General features: G+C 70.7%; 22 protein-coding genes. 15 read left to right on the top strand and 7 right to left on the bottom strand.

Features of this window, described 5'->3' with window-relative positions; all coding sequences use genetic code 11:
- Positions 1–8: 8 nt before the first annotated feature.
- From AB0I12_RS34325 to AB0I12_RS34315, 3 genes are read right to left on the bottom strand one after another with little or no spacing between them, the layout of a single operon-like run.
- Positions 9–623, bottom strand: a complete 615-nt coding sequence (locus tag AB0I12_RS34325) for an AAA family ATPase (protein WP_359937836.1) — start codon at positions 621–623, stop codon at positions 9–11.
- Between the two features lie 2 nt (positions 624–625).
- Positions 626–1,504 carry a prephenate dehydratase gene (locus tag AB0I12_RS34320; RefSeq protein WP_359937833.1) on the bottom strand — a complete coding sequence of 293 codons (879 nt, stop codon included), beginning with the start codon at positions 1,502–1,504 and terminating at the stop codon, positions 626–628.
- A 39-nt stretch (positions 1,505–1,543) separates the two neighbouring features.
- Positions 1,544–2,341: a lysophospholipid acyltransferase family protein gene (locus AB0I12_RS34315; protein WP_359937830.1), complete on the bottom strand. Its 798-nt coding sequence runs from the start codon at positions 2,339–2,341 to the stop codon at positions 1,544–1,546.
- Between the two features lie 167 nt (positions 2,342–2,508).
- Here AB0I12_RS34315 and AB0I12_RS34310 point away from each other — a divergent pair, with 167 nt between their 5' ends.
- From AB0I12_RS34310 to proB, 10 genes are all read left to right on the top strand, one after another.
- Entirely contained in the window at positions 2,509–3,825 is a 1,317-nt protein-coding gene (locus AB0I12_RS34310) for a M64 family metallopeptidase (RefSeq protein ID WP_359937827.1), read from the top strand.
- A complete protein-coding gene (locus AB0I12_RS34305; RefSeq protein WP_359937824.1) occupies positions 3,731–4,744 on the top strand; it encodes a hypothetical protein in 1,014 nt (337 codons plus the stop codon). Before AB0I12_RS34310 ends, AB0I12_RS34305 begins: the two co-directional genes overlap by 95 nt.
- Positions 4,745–4,845: 101 nt before the next feature.
- Positions 4,846–5,346, top strand: coding sequence for a DUF1772 domain-containing protein (locus AB0I12_RS34300; protein ID WP_359937821.1), 501 nt, complete (start codon positions 4,846–4,848; stop codon positions 5,344–5,346).
- A gap of 147 nt (positions 5,347–5,493) precedes the next feature.
- A complete protein-coding gene (locus AB0I12_RS34295; RefSeq protein ID WP_359937818.1) occupies positions 5,494–6,153 on the top strand; it encodes a hypothetical protein in 660 nt (219 codons plus the stop codon).
- Positions 6,154–6,187: 34 nt separating this feature from the next.
- A complete protein-coding gene (locus AB0I12_RS34290) occupies positions 6,188–7,015 on the top strand; it encodes a TIGR03936 family radical SAM-associated protein (RefSeq protein WP_359937815.1) in 828 nt (275 codons plus the stop codon).
- A 156-nt stretch (positions 7,016–7,171) separates the two neighbouring features.
- Positions 7,172–10,603, top strand: a complete 3,432-nt coding sequence (locus tag AB0I12_RS34285; RefSeq protein ID WP_359937812.1) for an Rne/Rng family ribonuclease — start codon at positions 7,172–7,174, stop codon at positions 10,601–10,603.
- A 161-nt stretch (positions 10,604–10,764) separates the two neighbouring features.
- Positions 10,765–11,082: a 50S ribosomal protein L21 gene (gene rplU, locus AB0I12_RS34280; protein WP_344191216.1), complete on the top strand. Its 318-nt coding sequence runs from the start codon at positions 10,765–10,767 to the stop codon at positions 11,080–11,082.
- Positions 11,083–11,094: 12 nt separating this feature from the next.
- Positions 11,095–11,355 (top strand): 50S ribosomal protein L27, encoded by a 261-nt coding sequence (gene rpmA / locus AB0I12_RS34275; RefSeq protein WP_132152713.1) that lies wholly within the window; start codon positions 11,095–11,097, stop codon positions 11,353–11,355.
- Positions 11,356–11,467: 112 nt separating this feature from the next.
- Positions 11,468–13,051 carry a GTPase ObgE gene (gene obgE, locus AB0I12_RS34270; protein ID WP_359937809.1) on the top strand — a complete coding sequence of 528 codons (1,584 nt, stop codon included), beginning with the start codon at positions 11,468–11,470 and terminating at the stop codon, positions 13,049–13,051.
- 4 nt (positions 13,052–13,055) lie between these two features.
- The gene (proB, locus tag AB0I12_RS34265) at positions 13,056–14,168 is read left to right on the top strand and encodes a glutamate 5-kinase (RefSeq protein ID WP_359937806.1); all 1,113 of its coding nucleotides are present in this window, start codon (positions 13,056–13,058) and stop codon (positions 14,166–14,168) included.
- Here proB and AB0I12_RS34260 read toward each other — a convergent pair.
- Positions 14,165–14,599: a hypothetical protein gene (locus AB0I12_RS34260; RefSeq protein WP_359937803.1), complete on the bottom strand. Its 435-nt coding sequence runs from the start codon at positions 14,597–14,599 to the stop codon at positions 14,165–14,167. The two genes, proB and AB0I12_RS34260, sit on opposite strands and share 4 nt — an antisense overlap.
- Before the next feature lie 158 nt (positions 14,600–14,757).
- Between AB0I12_RS34260 and AB0I12_RS34255 the strand changes: the two genes are divergently transcribed.
- The 3 genes from AB0I12_RS34255 to AB0I12_RS34245 all read left to right on the top strand — a co-directional run bounded on the left by AB0I12_RS34255 (position 14,758) and on the right by AB0I12_RS34245 (position 17,117).
- Positions 14,758–15,225 (top strand): spore germination protein GerW family protein, encoded by a 468-nt coding sequence (locus tag AB0I12_RS34255; protein ID WP_359937800.1) that lies wholly within the window; start codon positions 14,758–14,760, stop codon positions 15,223–15,225.
- Positions 15,222–15,695, top strand: coding sequence for an HXXEE domain-containing protein (locus AB0I12_RS34250; RefSeq protein ID WP_359937797.1), 474 nt, complete (start codon positions 15,222–15,224; stop codon positions 15,693–15,695). Before AB0I12_RS34255 ends, AB0I12_RS34250 begins: the two co-directional genes overlap by 4 nt.
- A gap of 177 nt (positions 15,696–15,872) precedes the next feature.
- Positions 15,873–17,117: a glutamate-5-semialdehyde dehydrogenase gene (locus tag AB0I12_RS34245; RefSeq protein WP_359937794.1), complete on the top strand. Its 1,245-nt coding sequence runs from the start codon at positions 15,873–15,875 to the stop codon at positions 17,115–17,117.
- Here AB0I12_RS34245 and AB0I12_RS34240 read toward each other — a convergent pair whose 3' ends face one another.
- Positions 17,118–17,696 (bottom strand): PadR family transcriptional regulator, encoded by a 579-nt coding sequence (locus tag AB0I12_RS34240; protein ID WP_359937791.1) that lies wholly within the window; start codon positions 17,694–17,696, stop codon positions 17,118–17,120.
- Between the two features lie 65 nt (positions 17,697–17,761).
- Here AB0I12_RS34240 and AB0I12_RS34235 point away from each other — a divergent pair, with 65 nt between their 5' ends.
- Positions 17,762–18,649 (top strand): alpha/beta hydrolase, encoded by an 888-nt coding sequence (locus AB0I12_RS34235; RefSeq protein WP_359937788.1) that lies wholly within the window; start codon positions 17,762–17,764, stop codon positions 18,647–18,649.
- On the opposite strand, the gene AB0I12_RS34230 is transcribed toward AB0I12_RS34235, so the two are convergent.
- Positions 18,636–19,703 carry a winged helix-turn-helix transcriptional regulator gene (locus AB0I12_RS34230; protein ID WP_359937785.1) on the bottom strand — a complete coding sequence of 356 codons (1,068 nt, stop codon included), beginning with the start codon at positions 19,701–19,703 and terminating at the stop codon, positions 18,636–18,638. The genes AB0I12_RS34235 and AB0I12_RS34230 overlap by 14 nt on opposite strands.
- An 87-nt stretch (positions 19,704–19,790) precedes the next feature.
- On the opposite strand from AB0I12_RS34230, the gene AB0I12_RS34225 reads away from it, so the two are divergent.
- Positions 19,791–20,990, top strand: coding sequence for an MFS transporter (locus AB0I12_RS34225; RefSeq protein WP_359937782.1), 1,200 nt, complete (start codon positions 19,791–19,793; stop codon positions 20,988–20,990).
- Here AB0I12_RS34225 and AB0I12_RS34220 read toward each other — a convergent pair.
- Complete coding sequence (locus AB0I12_RS34220) at positions 20,923–21,372, bottom strand: Lrp/AsnC family transcriptional regulator (RefSeq protein ID WP_355689279.1); 450 nt, start codon at positions 21,370–21,372, stop codon at positions 20,923–20,925. The two genes, AB0I12_RS34225 and AB0I12_RS34220, sit on opposite strands and share 68 nt — an antisense overlap.
- Between the last annotated feature and the right edge of the window lie 36 nt (positions 21,373–21,408).

The following is a 21,408-nucleotide window of genomic DNA, read 5'->3' as shown; positions in this document are numbered from 1 at the left end:
TAGCTTGTTCACAGACCCTGGGAGTTGTCTCCTCCGGAGGGACGACAGTTGGGCGGCAGCTGAAGCAACTCGTCTGCGATGTGCTCGGGGGACCGGGGTGCGGTCACGTCCAGGTGGTTCAAGGCGAGTTGCTCGACGAGGGTCAGCATTCTCGTCTGGTAGCCCAGTGATCGGGCCAGGAACTTGTCGACCAGTTGGCGGCTCTCGTCGGGTAACTCGTCGTACCTGCTTGCCTTCTGCATCCGCGCAGCTAGGACGTCGTCGTCCGCACTGAGCCACACAGCCGTGTACGGCGTGGACAGCTGTACGACGCTCGCGGGCCAGACCCCGGACCCCTCCAGCACCAGCCCCGCCGCCGACCGACCCGTGATCAGTTCCTCGATCCGTGGCCACATCCGGTCGTAGTGGTCGAGCAACGCGTTCACCAACTGCTGGCCGGTCAGCGACTGATAGTGCTCGACGACATGTGCCGGGACCTCTCGCCCGGGGTCGGTCCACGGCCGCCCGGGATGCCGGCCGAGCTGGTCGGTGGAGACCAGGTCGAAGCCGAGCCGTTCCGCGAGAACCCTTGCGGCCGTGGACTTGCCGACGTTCGAGGTGCCGCCGATCAGGACGACGCGCAACGCTAGTGGTGGGGGCGGAGGGCTCGGTTGGCGGCGGGTTCGGCTATTTGGGCGCGGAACTCGTTGGCGGGGTAGACGCCGAGGATGCGGACCTCGACGGAGAAGAAGGCGAGTTCCTCGAGGGCGAGGGCGACGTTGGGGTCCTCGGGGTGACCTTCGATGTCGGCGTAGAACTGGGTGGCGAAGAACATGCCGCCGAGCTGGTACGACTCCAGCTTGGTCATGTTGACGCCGTTGGTCGCGAATCCGCCGAGCGCCTTGTAGAGCGCCGCCGACACGTTCCGCACGCGGTACACGAACGACGTGATGACCGGGCCGGAGTGCACCGGCGGTACGTCGGGCTCGAGGGACAGGACGAGGAAGCGGGTCGTGTTGTGGTGCTCGTCCTCGACGTCCGAGGCCAGCGTCTCGAGCCCGTACAGCCCGGCCGCGGCCCGCGGTGACAGCGACGCGACGGTCGGGTCGCCAAGCTCGGACACCTCGCGCGCCGCGCCGGCCGTGTCGTCGGCGACGACCGTCGACCAGCCGTGCTCGCGGATGATCTTGCGGCACTGCCCGAGCGCGTGCACGTGGCTGCGCACGGTCCGGATCCGGTCGAGCGACGTGCCCGGGACGCCGAGCAGCTGGAAGTGGATCGGCAGGAAGTACTCGCCGACGATGTGCAGCCCGGACTCCGGCAACAGGTGGTGGATGTCCGCGACCCGGCCCGCGATCGAGTTGTCCACCGGGATCATCGCCAGCCCGGCCCGGCCGCTGCTGACCGCCTCGAGCGCGTCCTCGAACGTCGTACAGGGCAGCTGCTCGCGGTCCGGGAACATGTCGGTGCACGCCATCGCCGAGTTGGCGCCTGGCTCACCCTGGTAAGCGATCGGTCCGTCCACGATCTCCCAGGGTAGACCCACCCGATCTCACCAACCGGATCAGGTGTCCGTCTTGCGGACCTTCTCCGGCGCCCCGGTGACCGCGCGGCCCTCGAGGGCCTTGGCCTTGGTGGCGTACATGTCGATGTACTCCTGCCCGGACAGCTCCATGATCTTGTACATGATCTCGTCGGTCACCGCGCGCAGGATCAGCCGGTCGCCCTCCATGCCCTCGTACCGCGAGAAGTCCAGTGGCTCGCCGAACTTCACCGTCGGCGAGGCGAACGACGCGACGACCTTGCCGGGCGGGGCGACCACGTCGGTGCCGATCACGCCGCACGGGATCACCGGCACCTTGGCTTCCAGCGCCAGCCGCGCGACCCCGGTCCGGCCCTTGTACAGCCGGCCGTCGTGCGAGCGCGTGCCCTCCGGGTAGATCCCGAACAGCTCGCCGCGCTCGAGCACCTTCATCCCGGCCCGCATCGCGCCCTCCGACGCCGACCCTCCGGAGCGGTCGATCGGCACCTGGCCGGTGCCTTTGAAGAACCCGCGCTGGAACCGGCCCTTGATCCCGGCGCCGGTGAAGTAGTCGGACTTCGCGACGAACGTGACGCGCCGGCGCAGTACCAGCGGCATGAAGATCCAGTCGGAGTACGAGAGGTGGTTGCTGGCGATGATCGCGGGCCCGGTCTCCGGGACGTTCTCGGCGCCGACCACGTTCGGCCGGAAGATCCGCTTCACCGGCGGTCCGACGATCACGTTCTTCAGCACCCAGTAGATGCCCTTGCCGTCGCCGTCACCGGCATCCACGACCGCAGGGTCCGGCTCCCGCCGCGGCGACTGTGCCGGTTCCGTCATCGAATTCCCTTCATCTGAGAGGACGCAGCCTCACGCTTCCCCGACCCCTCATGATGCCGCACGATCGCCCGCTTGGCTCGTACGTCGCCACGCGGGAACTCCTCACACGCCCGGCCGGAGCTTCGTAAGCTGCTGACGGCACCGTCGCCCAGGTGGGGGAGAGAACCATGCGCATCAAGCTCCTGACCGCGGTCCTCGCGCTGCTCGCCGGCGTCCTGGCGGCGCTGCCCGCGCGGGCGGCCGCGCCGGACGCGACCGTCGCACCGATCCAGGTCACGGGCCCCGCCGCGTCACGGTTCAACCTGGTGGTGATGGGCGACGGCTACACCGCGGCCGAGCTGCCGAAGTTCCGGGAGCAGCTGGACAAGCACTTGAACATCCTCTGGAGCATCGAGCCGTTCAAGTCGTACCGGAACTACGTCAACGTGTACGCCGTCGAGATCGCCTCGCCCGAGTCCGGCGTCGACTGCGATCCGGGCCTGACCGACCCGAAGCGCGACACCCCGCTGCAGATGGGGTTCTGGGGCGGCTGCAACCCGGGCAGCGTGCAGCGGCTGCTGACCGTCAGCCAGGCGGCCGCGACCGAGTACGCCGACCTGGTCCCCGGCACCACCAGCGCCAACCGGCAGATTCTTGCTATCGGCAACAGCGACACGTACGGCGGTGCGGGCGGGACGTATGCCACCGCGTCCGGCGGCAACGCGCTCTCCGCCCTGATCACGCCGCACGAGCTCGGCCACTCGCTCGGCGGGCTGCAGGACGAGTACGACTACTACGCCCGCGGTGAGCGCGGAGCGCCGTACCAAGGGCCCGAGCCGTCCTCGATCCACCACACGTTGCTGACCGAGCAGCAGCTGCTGGCGCAGCAGAAGAAGTGGTACCGCTGGCTGGGTCAGCCGTCCGAGTCCGGCGGGACGATCGGCCGGTACGAAGGCGGGATGTACGCCGGATCGGGCGTCTGGCGGCCCAGCGCGCACTCGATGATGAAGGCCCTCGGGTACTACTTCGACCAGCCGTCGCGGGAGCGGATGACGCAGCGCCTCTCCGCGAAGGCGAATCTGTTCCAGGACAGCACCCCGGCCGGCCGCGTCGCTCCTGACCAGGTCGTCTGGCTGCAGACACTGCATCCGGTCGACCACGAGCTCGATGTCACCTGGACGCTCGACGGGACGGCGCTGCCGACGGCGAACGCGGAGCGTGGACCTGTCGGCGCTCGGCCTCGCGCCCGGCACGCACACGCTGACGGCGACGATCGTCGACCCGACCGAGTTCATCCGCGATCCCGCCGTCCGCCCGACCGCAGTCCGATTGTGGACAATCGACCCGGCTGCCACCGCACCGCAGCCCACGACGCCGACGTTCACCACCTCGACGTCGACCGAGCACCCGGTGAGCGCCGACGAGGTCGTGTACGCCGAGACCGCGCAGTCCGCCGGTGCGATCACCTGGAAGGTCGACGGTCGGATTGTCGACAATCCGGGTAACGACCGCGACCTCGACCTGGCGCCGCTGGCGCTGACCGGTCGGCACACGCTGACCGCGACAGCCGGCGGCGAGACACGCACCTGGGACGTCGACGGCATCCAACCGGTGGTCACGCCAACGATGTCGAAACCCCTGCTCACAGTGCAGAAACCGAGCGGACCCGAGTACATCTACAACGACGCGTTCACGATGGGGCTGGCGGCGCGCGACGACAGCGCGGGGTACGTCGTCCCGGAGTTCCGCGTCGACGGCGACGGTTGGTACAACTACTACGGCTGGCCGACCGATGCGTCCGCTCCGTTCCGATTCACCGCCGAGGGGACGACGATCGACCAGCTCGTGTACGGCAAGCTCGGCGTACCGCGGGTCGTGCCGTGGGACGACGTACCGCCTGGATACGGGCGCCATCGGGTCGAGTACCGCGCCATCGATGCCACCGGCAACATCGGCGACCCGCGTTCGTTCGCCGTCACGCTGCTGCGCCCGGCACCGGCCTGCACGACGACCGTCACCGGGACGCACGACGGCGCGCTGTACGTGCGTACCGGCGTCACCTGCTTGACCGGCGCGACCGTGAACGGCCCGATCCTCGTGGCCGCCGGCGCGTCTCTGGTGGCGACCGACTCGCGCCTCAACGGCCCGGTCCGGGCCGATCAGGCCGCCGATCTGCACCTGCTGCGCTCCATGATCACCGGGCCGGTCAGTGCGAACGGCGTCAGCCGCAGCCTGGTCGCGGTCGGCAGCACGGTCCAGGGGCCGCTCTCCGTCACGAACAGCCGCACGACCGACCCGGCCACGCTCGCCGGGAACACCGTCGACGGCCCGCTGACCTGCTCCGGAAACGCTCCCACGCCGACCAACCTGGAGGCGCCGAACCAGGTGTCGGGGCCGCGCTCAGGGCAGTGCGCGAAGCTCTGAGCGAGCCGGACATGCACGTGAGCCTCGCCGACATGTTCGCGGCGAGGCAGCGCCTCTAACTTTTCTGGTGCGGGGAGTTCCCGCCGTACTGGAGGAGAGAGATGAACGGACTGCGGGTGGCCTCGTTGATGCTGGCGACGATGACGACGGGGCTGGTGGCCGGCGTGTACGCGATCTACGCGAACGCGTTCATGCCGGGCCTGGCGAAAACCGACGACAGGACCTTCGTCAGCGCGTTCCAGGCGGTCGACCGGGCCATCGTGAACCCGTTGTTCCTCGGCCTCGGCTTCGTCGGCGCACTGCTCTTCACACTGCTCGCGGGGCTGTTCAGCCTCAAGGAGAAGGCGCTGCCGTGGATCGCGGTCGCGTTCGTGCTGTACCTGGTCACGGTGATCCTGACGATCGCGGTCAACGTCCCGCTGAACGACGCGCTCAAGGCGGCCGGAGACCCGGCGACGATCGACGTCGCCGCGGCCCGCGCGGCGTTCGACGAGGCGAAGTGGGTGACCTTCAACCTGGTCCGGACCCTGCTCGCGCTGGTCTCGTTCGGGATCCTCGGCTGGGCCCTCTACCTGACCGGCAAGTCCGCGGTCCAGCCCTGAGGCCGTCTGGCCGGTAGCGTTCGTCACGAACCGGCGACCGGGGAGGCAGCGGTCACGAGCGCCTTGTGTTTCGCCGTCTGGGGCGCGGTGAGCCTGCTGGGTACGTCGTGGCTCTGCGGCGCGACGCCGGCGCCCGAAAATACCTGCGTGGTCAGCCTTCCCGGCGATGTGTCGCTGGTGTGGCGCATCCTCGCCCTGGTCGTCGCCGGCTACCTGCTCCTCCTCGTCACGCTCGACCTCGGCGAGCAGGCGCGGCAACGGCTCGGTCAGCGCCGGGTGGCGTCGCTCGTGTGGTCCGCCCCGCTGCTCGCCGGGCTGGCGGTCGGCGCGGGCCTCTCGGCCGGCGCCGCGCTCGCGCCCGACCGGTCCGGAACGCTCCGCCGAACGCTCGACGGCCTCCTCGGAACCGAGGCGATCGCCGTCTCGGCCGTCGTCACGGTGCTGGCGGCCCTCTGGTGGATCACGGTGGTGACCCGGCTGCCGTCGGCGCTGCGCCACGCACGCCGGCGGCAGGAGACCATCGAGCGGCTCCGGCGCGACGGCCGCCGGTTCCCCGGAACCGTGACGCTCGGCGACGTCAGGGTCTGGCTCGGGCGCAATCCCGAGCTCGACGTCGTCATCGCGTACGAGTCGCCGGCCGGAACCCACGTGCTGCGGGGGCGAATGCGGACCTCGCCCGACCGGGTGCCCGCCGACGGCAGCCGGGTGGTCGTTTTCGACGATCTCCGCGGGGTCGTGCACGTCGAGCTGGACCTGGACGCCGAGTTCGCCTTCGAGCCGGAGGAGCGGTACACCGCGTCCGAATGAGCGCGAGGCGGCCGGTCTTTGACACACTGTCGGCGTGCCACCAGTTCAAGCTCCGCCGTCGCAGCAGCTCCCCGCCGTCCAGAAACTGCGGGTGAGGTTCGCCAAGCGCGGGCGGTTGCGATTCACCTCACACCGCGACTTCCAGCGGGCGTTCGAGCGCGCCGTACGGCGCGCCGAGCTGCCGGTGGCGTTCTCGCACGGTTTCAGCCCGCACCCGAAGATCTCGTACGCCGGTGCCGCGCCGACCGGGGCGGCCTCGGAAGCGGAATACCTGGAGATTTCGCTCACACAGGAGCGGGACGCCGAGCAGGTCCGGGCCGCGCTCGACGAGGCACTGCCGCCCGGTCTGGACGTCCTCGAGGTGGTCGTCGCCGGGCCGGGTGCGCTGGCGGAGCGGCTGGAGGCCAGTGAGTGGCGGATCGCGTTGCCGGGGGCGGATCCGGAGGCGGCCGCGGCGGCGGTGCGGGCGTTCCTCGACCGGGAGGAAATTCCGGTCGAGCGCATGACCAAACGAGGGCTTCGCTCGTTCGACTGTCGGGCTGCCGTTCTCCGACTCACCGTCGCGAGTGAACCGGGGTCGGTTGCGGCGTGTGCGATACTGCAAGTGGTGTTACGGCACGGAACCCCGGCCGTGAGACCCGACGACGTTCTCGCCGGCGTGCTCGAGGTAGCGACGCTCCCGGTGACGGGCCCGGCTCTTTTGACCAGGCTCGCCCAGGGCCCGCTCACCACGGACACCGGCACGGTGGAAGACCCGCTCGCTCGTGACCGCGACGCCAACCAGGCGACCGCGACTGGCCAGGCAGGTCCCCACCAGACGCACACAGCGGAGGGCGACGCCGCCGCTCCCTCTGTGCCCTGAGCGCGGGCGGAGCGGATCCAGCAGGCTTCCGCCGTACCGTGGCCCGTGCAGTACCCGAGGGCCAGGTGGGGCGAACCGTGACCGCCTTGTGGCCGCGCCCGGACCCGTGACAGGGGTCGCAGGATGCGCCGGAGGGCTTGAGGAGACCCGCACTACATGCTCGACAACGAGCCGACCACCGAAGCAGCCGAAACGGCTACCCCCGACCAGCCCGCCGCCTCTGCGCGCAGGACCGCCAAGAAGGCCGCGGCCGCGAAGAAGACCAGCACGCCGCGCAAGCGCGCGGCGAAGAAGACCGTCGCCGACGACGTGACGGCGGTCCCGACCCAGTCCGACGACCAGGCGGCCGACCCGGCCCCGGCGCCGGCGAAGAAGGCGGCCGCCAAGAAGGCCGCCGCGAAGAGGACCACGGCCACGAAGGCCGCCGCGAAGGCCCCGGCCAAGAAGACCGCCGCCAGGCGCCCCGCGAAGAAGGCGGCCGGCCAGGACGCGTTCCCGGAGTTCGCCGAGGAGACCGCGACGTCCACCGCGGACGCCGGCCCGGTCGTCGAGAACGCGCCGGTCGCGAAGAAGACCACCCGCAAGCGCACCGCCAAGAAGGCGGCCGCCCCGCTTCCGGCCGAGGACTCCCCGGTCACGGACGGCCCTGTCGCCGACGCCACCGCTGACGTCACCACCAGCGCGGACGCGGCGCCGGCGGACGACGCGCCGGCTCGCAAGCGCACCTCCCGCCGCCGTACGTCGAAGACCGCAGCCGTCGACCCCGCTGCCGACGCCACGGTCGACGCGGCTGCCGTCGAGGCGCCCCGCGAGACGCCCGCCGACGCGGACGGTGGCCGCAGCACCCGCCGGAGCCGCAACACTCGCGCCCGGGCCGCAGCCGAGGACGGCGCCGACGCGCCGACCGCTGCCCCGGCTGAGGCGGCTGCCGAGGCCCCGGCCGAGGAGACGAGCACCCGGCGGACCCGCCGGCGCGCCGCCGCCCCCGCGGCCGTGCTGTTCCAGGCGCCCGTCGAGACGTCCCAGGTCAAGGCGCAGAAGGCGCCCGCGCAGGCTGAGGCGACCAGCCCGGTCGAGGCGACCTCCGACACCACCCCGGCGCCGGGCGACGACGAGCAGCCGCCGACCACGCGCCGCCGCCGGAGCCGCCGCAACCGCGACGCGGAGCCGCAGACCGCCGAGACCCCCGAAGAGGTCGCGGCCGACCGCGCCGAGCCGGTCCTGGAGGCCGCCGAGGCGGTCGCCGACGAGACCGAGGCCCAGACGGACGTCCAGACTGACGCCCAGACGGATGCGCAGACGGATGCGCAGACCGAAGCCGAGGACGGCGACGAGGGTGGCGAGGGGACCCGTCGTCGCCGGCGCCGCCGCGGCGGTCGCCGCCGCCGCAAGTCCGGTGACGGGGACGGCGCCGAGGACAGCGCCGACGAGCAGGACGCCGACGACCACGACGACGACTCCGAGCAGGACGCCGACGCCCAGGCCGAGGACGCCGACCAGGACGGTGCGGACACCGACGAGGACGGCGAGTCCGGCAGCAGTTCGTCGCGCCGTCGCCGTCGCCGGCGCCGCCGCAAGGGCGAGGACAGCGCCGCCTCCCCGGACGACCCCGACGAGACCGTCGTCCGGGTCCGGGAGCCGCGCAGCAAGAACACCGCGAACGAGATCACCGCGGTCGAGGGCTCGACCCGCCTGGAGGCGAAGAAGCAGCGCCGCCGCGAGGGCCGCGCCGCCGGCCGCCGCCGCGCGCCGATCGTCACCGAGGCCGAGTTCCTGGCCCGGCGCGAGTCGGTCGAGCGGACGATGGTGATCCGGTCCCGCGAGGACCTGACCCAGATCGCGGTCTCCGAGGACAACGTGCTGGTCGAGCACTACGTGACGACGGCGGAGCAGACCTCGCTGATCGGCAACGTGTACCTCGGCCGCGTGCAGAACGTGCTGCCCAGCATGGAGGCCGCGTTCATCGACATCGGCAAAGGCCGCAACGCGGTGCTGTACGCCGGTGAGGTCGACTGGGTCACCCTCGGCGGCGCGAACGGCCCGCGCAAGATCGAGCAGGTGCTGAAGTCCGGCCAGTCGGTCCTGGTCCAGGTGACCAAGGACCCGATCGGCCACAAGGGCGCCCGCCTGACCAACCAGATCAGCCTGCCCGGCCGGTATGTCGTGTACGTGCCGCGCGGCGGCAACGGCGGCATCAGCCGCAAGCTGCCCGACACCGAGCGGAACCGGCTGAAGGCGATCCTCAAGGACATCGTCCCCGACGAGGCCGGCGTCATCGTCCGGACCGCGGCCGAGGGCGCGTCGGAGGAGGAGCTGACCGCCGACGTCAGCCGCCTGCAGGCCGCCTGGGAGGACATCGACAAGAAGTCCAAGAACGGCCAGGCCCCGCAGCTGCTGTACGGCGAGCCGGACCTGCTGATCCGCGTCGTCCGCGACCTGTTCACCGAGGACTTCGCCAAGCTGGTGATCTCCGGCGACCGCGCCTACGACCAGGTCCGGGAGTACGTCGAGGGCGTCGCGCCGCACCTGGCCGACCGGGTCGAGAAGTGGAGCGGCGACGGCGACGTCTTCGCGAACTACCGGATCGACGAGCAGATCAAGAAGGCGCTGGACCGCAAGGTCTGGCTGCCGTCCGGCGGCTCGCTGATCATCGACCGCACCGAGGCGATGACGGTCGTCGACGTGAACACCGGCAAGTTCACCGGCTCCGGCGGCAACCTCGAGGAGACCGTCACCAAGAACAACCTGGAGGCGGCCGAGGAGATCGTCCGGCAGCTCCGGCTCCGCGACATCGGCGGCATCATCGTGATCGACTTCATCGACATGGTGCTGGAGTCGAACCGAGACCTGGTGCTGCGCCGGCTGGTCGAGTGCCTGGGCCGCGACCGCACCAAGCACCAGGTCGCCGAGGTCACCTCGCTCGGCCTGGTCCAGATGACCCGGAAGCGGATCGGCACCGGTCTGCTCGAGGCGTTCAGCGAGAACTGCGACCACTGCGGCGGCCGCGGGCTGATCCTGCACGACGAGCCGAAGGAGTCCCGTCGCCGCGACGGTCGCAACGGCCAGAGCGGAAACGGCCAGAGTGGAAACGGCCAGAGTGGAAGCGGCCAGAGTGGAAGCGGCCAGAGCGGTCACGACCACGGCAAGCAGGCGGAGGAGAGCGGCCGGAAGAGCTCGCGCCGCCGCCGCGGCAAGGGTCGCGGCGAGGACGAGCAGGCCGCCGAGCCGGAGGCGCTGCAGCACAACGGCGACGCCGCCCAGAGGCTGGCCCAGATCGCTGCGGCGACCGCGAAGAAGGACGAGGCCGACGCCACGCCGGGCGCGGTGGACGGTACGCCGGAGCCCACCGGCTACCCGGTCTCCGCGGACGCGGAGGAGCACGTGAGTCCGGAGGCCACCGGCTTCCCGGCTCCGGCCGCCGAGACCGCACCCGAGTCTGCCGAGGCGACCGAGGTCGTCGAGGCCGACGCGGCGCAGAACGGCGCACCGAAGACCACCCGGCGGCGGCGCAGCAGCCGCAGCCGGAGCAAGACCGCTACCGACAGTGACGCGACCGAGCCTTCGGAACTCGTCACCACCGGCAGCTGACCCGATTTCAACTTTGCAGGCTCAACCCTGTAAAGTTGAGCGGGTGCGCTCGGCGCACCCTACTCGTGTCGGTGTGAAAGTGTGTGAGGAGTTCGTCCTCGCGACGACCTCACACCATCACACCCGTAAGTTTTCCGATCCAGCAGAGAGTGAGATCCACGGTGTACGCGATCGTGCGCAGTGGCGGCACCCAGCAGAAGGTCGCCGTCGGCGATGTCATCGAGATCGACAGCCTGACCGAGAAGGTGGGCGACACCGTCGCGCTGCCGGCGGTCCTCGTCGTCGATGGCGACACCGTGACGGCCGACGCCGCGGCGCTGGCCAACGTGGCCGTGTCGGCTGAGGTTCTCGGCCGCACCAAGGGCCCGAAGATCAACATCCTCAAGTACAAGAACAAGACCGGTTACCGCAAGCGCCAGGGGCACCGTCAGCACTACACCCAGGTCAAGGTCACCGCGATCGACGCAAAGAAGAAGTGAGCTGATCAACAGATGGCACACAAAAAGGGAGCGGCCTCGACCCGCAACGGTCGTGACTCCAACGCCCAGCGCCTCGGCGTGAAGCGGTACGGCGGTCAGCTGGTGAACGCCGGCGAGATCATCGTCCGGCAGCGCGGCACGCACTTCCACCCGGGCAACCTGGTCGGCCGTGGCGGCGACGACACGCTGTTCGCGCTGGCCGAGGGCACCGTGGAGTTCGGCACCCGGCGCGGTCGCCGCGTCGTCAACATCGTCCCGGCGCCGGCGGAGTAACACCGCCACCCGGTTCACGAAGCTCTGTCGAAGGGCGGGTCGCGGAATACCGCGCACCCGCCCTTTTGCTGTGTAAGTAGTACTTGGCTCCTGCAGGAAGTAGAGAACACCGATGGCCATCCCCAGTTTCGTCGACCGCGTCACGGTGCACGTCACCGCGGGCCGCGGCGGGAACGGCTGCGCCTCGGTGCACCGGGAGAAGTTCAAGCCGCTCGGCGGTCCCGACGGCGGCAACGGCGGTGACGGCGGCAGTGTGATCCTGCGCGTCGACCCGGACGTGACGACGCTCGTCGACTACCACCGCTCCAGCCACCGCACCGCGACGAACGGTGCCCAGGGCAAGGGTGACAACCAGGCCGGCAGCAACGGCGGCGACGTGGTCCTCGGCGTCCCGGACGGCACCGTCATCAGTACGGCGGACGGCGACGTCCTGGCCGATCTCGTCGGACCGGGGGCGGAGTTCGTCGCGGCGCAGGGCGGTAAGGGCGGTCTGGGCAACGCGGCCCTGGCGAGCAGTTCCCGCAAGGCGCCCGGTTTCGCGCTGCTCGGTGAGGACGGCGAGGAGCGCACGCTCGTCCTGGAGCTGAAGGTCGTCGCGGACGTCGGCCTGGTCGGGTTCCCGAGCGCCGGCAAGTCGTCGCTGATCGCCGCGATTAGCCGCGCCCGGCCGAAGATCGCCGACTACCCGTTCACCACCCTGATCCCGAACCTCGGCGTCGTCGTTGCCGGTGACACCACGTTCACTGTCGCCGACGTCCCCGGTCTGATCGAGGGTGCGAGCGAGGGCCGTGGCCTCGGGTACGACTTCCTGCGGCACGTGGAGCGGTGCGCCGCGCTGGTCCACGTCGTCGACTGCGCGACGTACGAGCCGGGCCGCGACCCGTTGAGCGACCTGGACACGATCGAGGCCGAGCTGACCGCGCACGGCGGGCTCGAGGACCGGCCCCGACTCGTTGCCCTGAACAAGATCGACGTACCGGACGCGCGTGAGATCGCCGAGATGGTGCAGGCCGAGCTGGTGGAGCGCGGGTACCGGGTGTTCCCGATCTCGACTGCGTCGCACGAGGGCCTGGAGGCGCTGAAGTTCGCGATGGCCGAGATCGTCGTACGGCGGCGCGCGGAGCAGGAGAAGCCCGACACCACGCGGATCGTGATCCGGCCGCAGATGCAGGGCGGGCCCGAGTTCAAGGTGAAGAAGCTGCCGGACGACGGCGGCTGGCTGGTCCAGGGCCAGAAGCCCGAGCGCTGGGTGAAGCAGACCGACTTCGCCAACGCGGAGGCGACCGGCTACCTCGCCGACCGGCTGAACCGGCTCGGCGTCGAGGAGGAGCTGCTGAAGCTCGGTGCGCGGCCGGGCGACGCGGTGGTGATCGGCGACGGTCCGAACGCGATCGTGTTCGACTTCGCGCCCGACGTGCAGGCCGGCGCGGAGATCCTCGCCCGGCGCGGTGAGGACCACCGGCTCGAGGAGGTTCGCCCCGCGGCACAGCGGCGGCAGGCCAAGGACACCGAGTACCACGCCTTCCGCGAGGGGGAGCGCGCCGAGGACTGGTCGCAGTACGGCGCGAACTGGGACGCCGACGAGGTCGACCTGTCCCCGGCCGCGGCGAAGCGAGCGGCAGAGGCCGCGGCGAAGCAGGCGCGCAAGGAGGCGCGCGAGCTGGCCGCGGCGGAGGATCTCGACCAGAACGGTTGATTTCATGAAGCATCGCGCGGAGGCGCTGAACGCCACGCGAATCGTCGTGAAGGTCGGCTCGTCGTCGCTGACCCAGCGCGGCAAGATCGACCTGGAACGGCTCCGGCTGCTCGTCGACGCCATCGCGGCGCGCCGGGTGGAGGGCACCGAGGTCGTACTCGTCTCCTCCGGCGCGATCGCCGCCGGGCTCGCCCCGATGGGGTTGCGGACCCGGCCGCGGGACCTGGCGACGCAGCAGGCGGCCGCGTCGGTCGGCCAGGGACTGCTGATGGCCCGCTACAGCGACGCTTTCGCGGCCCACGGGCTGCGCGTCGGGCAGGTGCTGCTGACGGTCGACGACGTGACCCGGCGAGCGCACTACCGCAACGCGTACCGGACGTTCGCCCGGCTGCTCGAGCTCGGCGTCGTGCCGATCGTGAACGAGAACGACACGGTCGCGACCACCGAGATCCGCTTCGGCGACAACGACCGGCTCGCGGCGCTGACCGGTCACCTGGTGCACGCGGACCTGCTGCTCCTGCTGTCCGACGTCGACGGCCTGTACGACGGTGATCCCCGCAAGCCCGGTACGTCGATGGTCACCGAGATCCGCGGCCCCGCCGACCTGGAGCCGCTGGCGATCGGGAAGACCGGGGCGTCCGGTGTCGGCACGGGCGGGATGCAGACGAAGGTCGAGGCGGCCGCGATCGCCACGGAGGCAGGGATCCCGGTGGTCCTGACCTCCGCCGGCCGGGTCGGCGAGGCACTCCGCGGGGATCCGGTGGGCACGCTGTTCCATCCCACCGGCCGGCGCCGCAAGACACGCCTGCTGTGGCTCGCGCACGCGACCTCCGGCCAGGGCATCCTGCACCTCGACGAGGGCGCGGTGCGCGCGTTGACGCACCGCCGCGCGTCGCTGTTGCCGGCCGGTATCTCTGCGGTGGAAGGCACGTTCTCGGCCGGCGACCCTGTCGACCTCGTCTCGCCCTCAGGTGTCGTCGTCGCGCGCGGGCTGGTCAACTACGACGCGTCCGAACTGCCCGACCTGCTCGGGCGTTCCACGCGGGACCTCGCGCGCGAGCTCGGAGCGGCGTACGAACGCGAGGTCGTGCACCGCGACGACCTGGTCCTGCTCTAACGGCGGCGCGCTCGGCTCCCGTCCGCCACCAGGACGACGAGCTGGACGATCATGGCGGCGATCGACCCGAAGAACCCGATCGCCAGCAGGATCCGGGCGAGTGGCACCCACGGGTCCCCGAAGTCGAACGGGAAGACCTGCCAGACGCGGATGATCGCGACCAGCCCCACGCCGGTGACGGTCAGGTCACCCAGCGACTTCAGCCAGCGCGGGTCCGTCAGCAGATAGACGACGTTCACCGCGAGTCCCGCGATCAGCGTCGCGCTGACCCAACCGAGCACCTGTTCGGTGTCGGACGTGAGGAACGGGACCTGCTGCCAGCCGGGCCAGACATGGATGGCGTAGAGCGCGACGGCGTTGAACACGACGGCGAACACGTAGCCGGTCCGCCGGCTCGCCCGTGAGGGGCGGCGTTCGGTCTGTTTGAGCATGATCGCACCTCCTCGGCACGAGTCTCGCCGAGGCGGTGGCGACTGTCCCGTCCCAGAGGTCCCGTTCTGCCGGGACCGAGTCCTCTGGACGCCGTACGTCGTCGTGCCGAGTCTGGAGGCGATGTGTGAGCGGTTGAGACCAGGGGAGGCCGACAGACATGGGAAAGCCGGACAAGACGCAGTCGGACGTTCTCGAAGTGCTGCGCGGAGTGGTGGACAGTGTGAAGGCCGGAACGGTGTTCGGTACTCCGGTGAGTTACAAGGGGCTCACGGTGCTTCCGGTCGCACGGATCGCCGGCGGCGGAGGCGGCGGCCGGGGCGAGGACGCCAACGGGCGCGGCGCCGAGGGGTCCGGCGGTGGGATCGGCCTGTCGGCACGGCCGGTCGGCGTCTACGTCATCAAGGACGACGAGGTCACCTGGTCGCCGGCAGTCGACGTCACCAAGGTCGTTCTCGGCGGTCAGATCGTAGGCATCGTGGCCCTGCTGACGCTGCGGACCCTGTTCAAGATCCTCCGCGACCGCCGGCAGCGGGCTCCCGAGCAAGAGCCTCGTAAGCAGGAGTCTCGCGAGCAGGAGCCTCTCGAGCCAGAGCCTGCGGTGCCAGAACCTACGATGACGGTGTGAAGCTCGCCTGGGGTCTCCTCGCTGCCTGGATCGTCCACGACCTCGAGGAACTCGCCACGATGCCGTCGTTCTCACAGCAGCCGGATCTGCCGGCACCGCTGACGAAGGTGCTGCCGATGTCGCGGACGGAGGCCGCCACCGCGATCGGCCTGACTGGCATCGCGATGGCGGCCGCCTCCGCCGCGGGCGCCGCGACGGGCGGACGCAGCAAGTTCTTCCAGACGTCGCTGCTGGGCTTCGGTCTGCACGCCGGCACGCACATCGCCCAGTCGGTGGTCCTGCGGCGCTACACGCCCGGCCTGGTCACCACGCCGCTGGTCGTGATCCCGTTCAGCGTGTGGGCCTGGCGTCGGCTGCGCGCGGACGGCGTCCCGATCGCACCGCCCGACCGCCGCCTCAACCTCGCCCTCGCCGCAGTCGTCCCGCTGGCCCACGCGCTGGCCCGCCTGCCACGCCTACGCCGCCGCTGATCTGCGGTACGTCGGTACCGCCGTCGGCCGGCGCGAACACGACGCGGTCGATCATCTGGCCGACTTTGTGCACGCACCGCACATTTTCACCGGGGCGATCTCATGGTCGGTGGGTGCACAAAGTCCACCTGAGAGACGAGGGGCAGGGAGGCGGCGGGGCCGCACTACGATGAAGGGGTGAGCGAGATCATCGAGCTGGCGCGGCGGGCGCGCGTGGCGTCGTACGCGTTGGCGGAGGCGTCCCGGGCGACCAAGGACGCGGCGTTGCACGCGATGGCGGCGGCGCTGCGGGACAACACGGACGCGATCGTCGAGGCGAACGCCGTCGACGTCGCCGCGGCGCGGGAAGCCGGTACGCCGGAGTCCACCGTCGACCGCCTGGCGCTGAACCCGGCGCGCGTCGACGGGATGGCGGCCGGGTTGGAGCAGCTCGCCGGCCTCGCGGACCCGATCGGCGAGGTCGTCCGCGGATACACGCTGCCCAACGGCCTCGAGCTCCGCCAGGTGCGGGTGCCGTTCGGCGTCGTCGGCATCATCTACGAGGCGCGTCCGAACGTGACTGCCGACGCCGCGGGCATCTGCCTGAAGTCCGGCAACGCTGTCCTGCTGCGCGGTTCGTCGTCCGCGGCCGCGTCCAACAAGGCGATCATCGCCGTACTGCGGGATGCTGCCGAGTCGGCGGGGTTGCCGGCCGACGTGGTCCAGGGCGTGCCGACGGATCGGGCCGCGGTCAAGGAGCTCATGCAGGCGCGCGGGCTGGTCGACGTACTGATCCCGCGCGGCGGCGCCGGGCTGATCCAGACCGTCGTGAGTGAGTCGTCCGTGCCGGTCATCGAGACCGGTGTCGGCAACTGTCACGTGTACATCGACGCGGACGCGGATCTCGGCCTCGGTCTGGAGATCCTGCTGAACTCGAAGACCCAGCGCCCGAGCGTCTGCAACGCGGCCGAGTCGCTGCTGGTCCACGCGGATGTCGCCGAGGAGTTCCTGGCCCGCGCGCTGCCCGCCCTCGCCGAAGCCGGTGTGACCGTGCACGGGGACGCGGCGGTAGTTGCTGCTGGCAATGGTGTGGTGGCGGCGACCGAGGAGGACTACGGGACCGAGTACAACTCGCTCGATCTGTCGGCCGCGGTCGTGGGCTCGCTCGAGGACGCCGTGCAGCACATCCGCCGGTACAGCTCGGGTCACACCGACGCGATCATCACCCGCTCGCAGGCGGCCGCGCGGCGCTTCACGACCGCGGTCGACTCGGCGGCGGTCGTGGTGAACGCCAGCACCCGCTTCACGGACGGCGGCGAGTTCGGCTTCGGCGCCGAGATCGGCATCTCCACCCAGAAACTCCACGCCCGCGGGCCGATGGGCCTGCCCGAGATGACCTCTACCAAGTACGTCGTCACCGGCGAAGGCCAGATCCGCACCTGATCAGGCCGGGCCGGGCGTCCAGGTCAGGGCGCCGGTCCGGAGGTCGTCGAGCACTCTGTCGATCCATTCGGCTTCGGCGACCGTCACGGCGACCTGGTACTCCGACTCCAGGAGAGCGAAGCGGGGGACCGGGTGGCCGTCGACCTCGGAGCCGAGCTCCAGGTGCAGTTCGGCGATGCGCTTCGTCAGGCGCTCGCGGCGTTGTGCGAGGAGCTCGCAGGCTGTCTGCGGTGGTAGCAGCATCACGAACGACAGGCCCGCGGGGAACTCGGGGAACTCGTTGCGCGGCGTGGTGAGGATCTCCGCCAGCCATTCCCGGCAGATCGTGCGCCCCTCGTCGGTGAGGTGGTAGACGGTCCGCTCGGGGTACCGCTCGTCCCGCTCCGTCGCGCCGGCCGTGATCAGTCCGGCTTCCTCCAGGCGCACGATCATCCGGTACAGGCTGGTCCGTTGGCCGACGTTGACCACCTGGTCCTTGCCCCACTGCTTCAGCAGCCGCTGGATCCCGTACGGATGCAGCGGCCCGTTCTCCAGCAGGCCGAGGATCGCGAGCGCCAGCGACGAGCGTCGAAAAGTCACGTTCCAACCATAGAGGCTATCGAAACTAGTTGCAATGTAACTAGAGCGCATGTAACTATCGATCCATGAGATCAGCAGAACTGACCCAACACACCGTCGCCTCTCGCGACGGCACCGAGATCGGCTACTACACGACCGGCCAGGGACCGGCCGTCGTCGTCCTGCACGGCAGCATGGAGTCGGCCCGCAGCCACACCTTGTTCGCGGAGGCGCTGGCCGACGAGTACACCGTCTACCTGCCGGACCGCCGCGGCCGCGGGCTCTCTGGTCCGCATCGGCCGGACCACAACGTCCGCACCGAGATCGAGGACCTGGAAGCCGTCCTCGACGCGGCCGGGGCGCAGCGCGCGTTCGGTGTCAGCGCCGGGGGAGCGGTGGTCCTGGAGGCGGCCCGCACCCTCCCGTCCCTGAAGCAGGTCGCGCTCTACGAGCCCGCGATCGTCGCCGACGGCGCTCCGCACCGCGAGTGGCTGGCGCGGTTCGATCGGGAGATCGCCCGCGGGGATGTCGCCGGCGCGATGGTGACGAGCATGTTCGGCTTCGAGATGGCGCCGCCGTTCCTGAAGGTGATGCCGCGCGGCCTGCTCCGCTGGATGACCGAGAAGATGATGGCGAAGGAAGAGCGCCAGGCCGCGCCGGGTGCGATCACCATGCGACAGCTCGCCCCCACGATCCACGCCGAGGGCACGATCGTCGCCGAACTGGCCGGCACCTTCGACGCGTTCCGTACGGTCGACGCCGAGGTGCTGCTCCTTGGCGGCAGCAAAGGCCTGCCTGGCCTCGAGCCCGGTCGCGCGACGCTGGAGAAGGTGCTGCCGCATTGCCGCCGGATCGAGTTCGACGGCTACGACCACGGCTCGTCCTCGGACCCGGGCGGCGTCAACCCGAACGGCAAGCCCGAGGCCGTCCGCCGGATCGCCGCCGAGGTGAAGTCGTTCTTCAGCCAGTCGTGAGCGCCCAGTCGACCGCGTCGGCGATGTCGGTGACGGGATACCGGACCGATCGGATCACCCGGTCCGCGCCCACGATCAGCACGAACCGTTTCAGCCGCTCGTACCCGCCCGCGCGGAACGTCGGCAGCCGCAGCGCGGCCGTCAGTTCCAGATCGAGATCGGACAGCAGCAGGTGTGGGATTTCCTCCGCTTGTGCGAACGCCTGCTGCTCGTCGGTCCGCTGCGTACTCACCCCGCGCACAGCGATCCCCTTCGCCGCAAACTCGTCGTACCGCGCCGCGAACAGCCGGTTCTCCAAGGTGCAGCCGGCGGCCCCGGGGATCTCACCCCAACCGTCCGGCAACGGAGTCGGCCGACCCGTCGCCGGATACCCGAAGATCACAGTGGCCCGCGCGCCCACATCAACCACGTCAACCGCGGCGCCACGCGCCGACAGACCATCGGCGCCAACCGCCGAGCCACGAGTCGGCGGGCCGTCGGCGTCGGCTGTCGTGGGGTGGGCTGGCGGGGCGTCGGCCGACGTGCCGCGGGTGGACGGGGCGTTGGCGTCGGCTGTCGCGCCGTGGAGTGACGGGGGGTCGGCGTCGGCTGTCGTGCCGTTGGCTGACGGGGCGTCGGCTGTCGTGCTGCGGGTGGACGGTAGCGCGACGTACGGGATCCGCTGACCCACGAGCTCGTGCAGGCGCTGTGCCGGCGGCTCGTCCGCGGCGTTCGTTCCGGTCAGCGAGCCGTCCCCGAGCAGCCAGCGGTCGCCCCAGTCCTGCAGCGCGACGAGTACGGGCAGCAGCGCGCGGCCGCGCGGCGTCAGCTCGTACGCGTACCGCGTCGGCCGGTCCTGATACGCAGTTTTGTTGACAATCCGGCTGTCGACCAGGCTGTTCAGCCGCTCGGTCAGCACCTTCCGCGAGATGTGCAGCGAGCCGGCGAGCTCGTCGAACCGCGACAACCCGCGCGCCAGGTCGCGGACGATCAGCAGCTCCCAGCCGTCGCCGATGACGCCGAGGGACTGCGCGATCGCACAGTCCGGCTCGGGCGAGAAGGTGCTCCGCCGCACGTTCGCACTCCTTCGAATCCAGTTGCCGCCCCGACGGCCCGTCGAGTAAGTTCCCGACAGGAACTCACTCTAGCTCAGGGGGCGGACGTGTACTGGCGCCGAATCGCGGAACTGCCCGCCTGGCTCCGGGCCGTGATGGTCGGCCAGCTCGTCAACGGCGCCGGGGCGCTCGCCTGGATCTACCTCACGCTCTACCTCGTCGAAGACCGCGGCATGTCGGCGCAACAGGCCGGCTTCGCCGCGGCGGCGTACGGCGTCGGTCTGGTCGGCGGCAACCTGGGCGGCGGGTGGTTCGGCGACCGTTTCGGCCTGCGTACGGCGGCGCTCGCGAGCCAGTTGCTGTGGGCGATCTCCTGTCTGGCCATGCCATTGGTGCCCGGCCCGTCGATCGCCGTCGTCGCGGCCCTGGCCGGCCTCTTCGGCGGTGCCGGGCGCCCGAATCTCAGCGCCCTCGTCGCCATCTCGCTCCCGGCCGAGCGTCGGCGTGAGGGCATCGCGCTGTCCCGCACCGCCTCGAACGCCGGATTCACCATCGGCCCGCCGCTCGGCGGCCTGCTCGCGGCGTACGACTTCTCGCTGGTGTTTGTCGTCGACGCCGTCACCAGCCTCGTCATGGCCGCGATCATCTGGCGCTGGGTCCCGAATGCCCGACAGACAACAGGATTGTCGACAACCGGATTGTGGAAGACGGTCCTGAGGGATCGCGCGGTCCTGGTCGTGCTGGTGACGATCGTGATCGTCGACACCGTCTACCGGCAGATCTTCGCGACCATGCCGCTGCTGCTACGCGACGCGGGCGCGCCGACGGTGGCGTACGGCGTGCTGCTCGGCGCCAGTTCGGTCGTGATCGTTCTGTGCGAGGCCTCGCTCGCCGTGCGGCTGCGCGGCCATCGCGCGACCCGAGTGATCGCGGCGGGCTTCGCGTGCATCGGTATCGGGTTGGCCGTGCTCGGCGTCTGGCCGGCGCTCGGTGGTGCGGCGGTGGCGATCGCCGTGATGACGGCGGGGGAGATGCTCTACAAGCCGACCGCCACGGCGCACGTCGCCGACGCGGCGCCGGACGGAATGGTCGGGCGGTACTCCAGCCTGTACGCCGCCGCCTCGATCAGCGGCATGTTCCTCGCGCCGGCGATCGGCGGTACGACGTACCAGCACGCCCCAGGGCTGCTCTACCCCGTCGCCGCGAGCCTCGCACTCGCGGCGGGCGCCGTACTGCTGCTCAGTCGGGCAGGGGCGCGGGACGCCCTTCCCAGCGAGTCGACAGCACAACCGTCGTCCGCGTCCTGACCACGCCGTTCACGCGGCGAAGCGACCCCACGACCGCCTCCAGTTGGGTCACGTCGGCGACCCGCACCTTGACTACGAGTTCCTGGTCGCCGGCGACGAACCAGCAGTCCTCGACGGCGGGGATCTCACGGACCTGCTCCACCACGTCGTCGGTCTCGACGTCGTCGCGCTGGAACAGCCCGATCAGCGCACTCGTGCCCAGGCCGACCTGTTCCGGGGCGACCACGGCGCGGTACCCGAGCAGTACGCCGCGCTCCTCGAGACGCCGTACCCGCTCCTGCACGCTCGGGCCGGACAAGCCGACCTCCCGGCCCAGCTCGGCCCAGCTGGAGCGGCCGTTCAGCCGGAGCGCCTCGATCAGCTGCCGGTCGATCGCGTCCATGACGCCTCCCGTTCACCACAGATTCTAAGGTCAGGA

It is taken from the genome of Kribbella sp. NPDC050459, assembly GCF_040655315.1.
Classification (GTDB): Bacteria; Actinomycetota; Actinomycetes; order Propionibacteriales; family Kribbellaceae; genus Kribbella.
The sequence above is the reverse complement of the archived record's forward strand: the minus strand, read 5'-3'. Positions and strand labels throughout refer to the sequence as shown.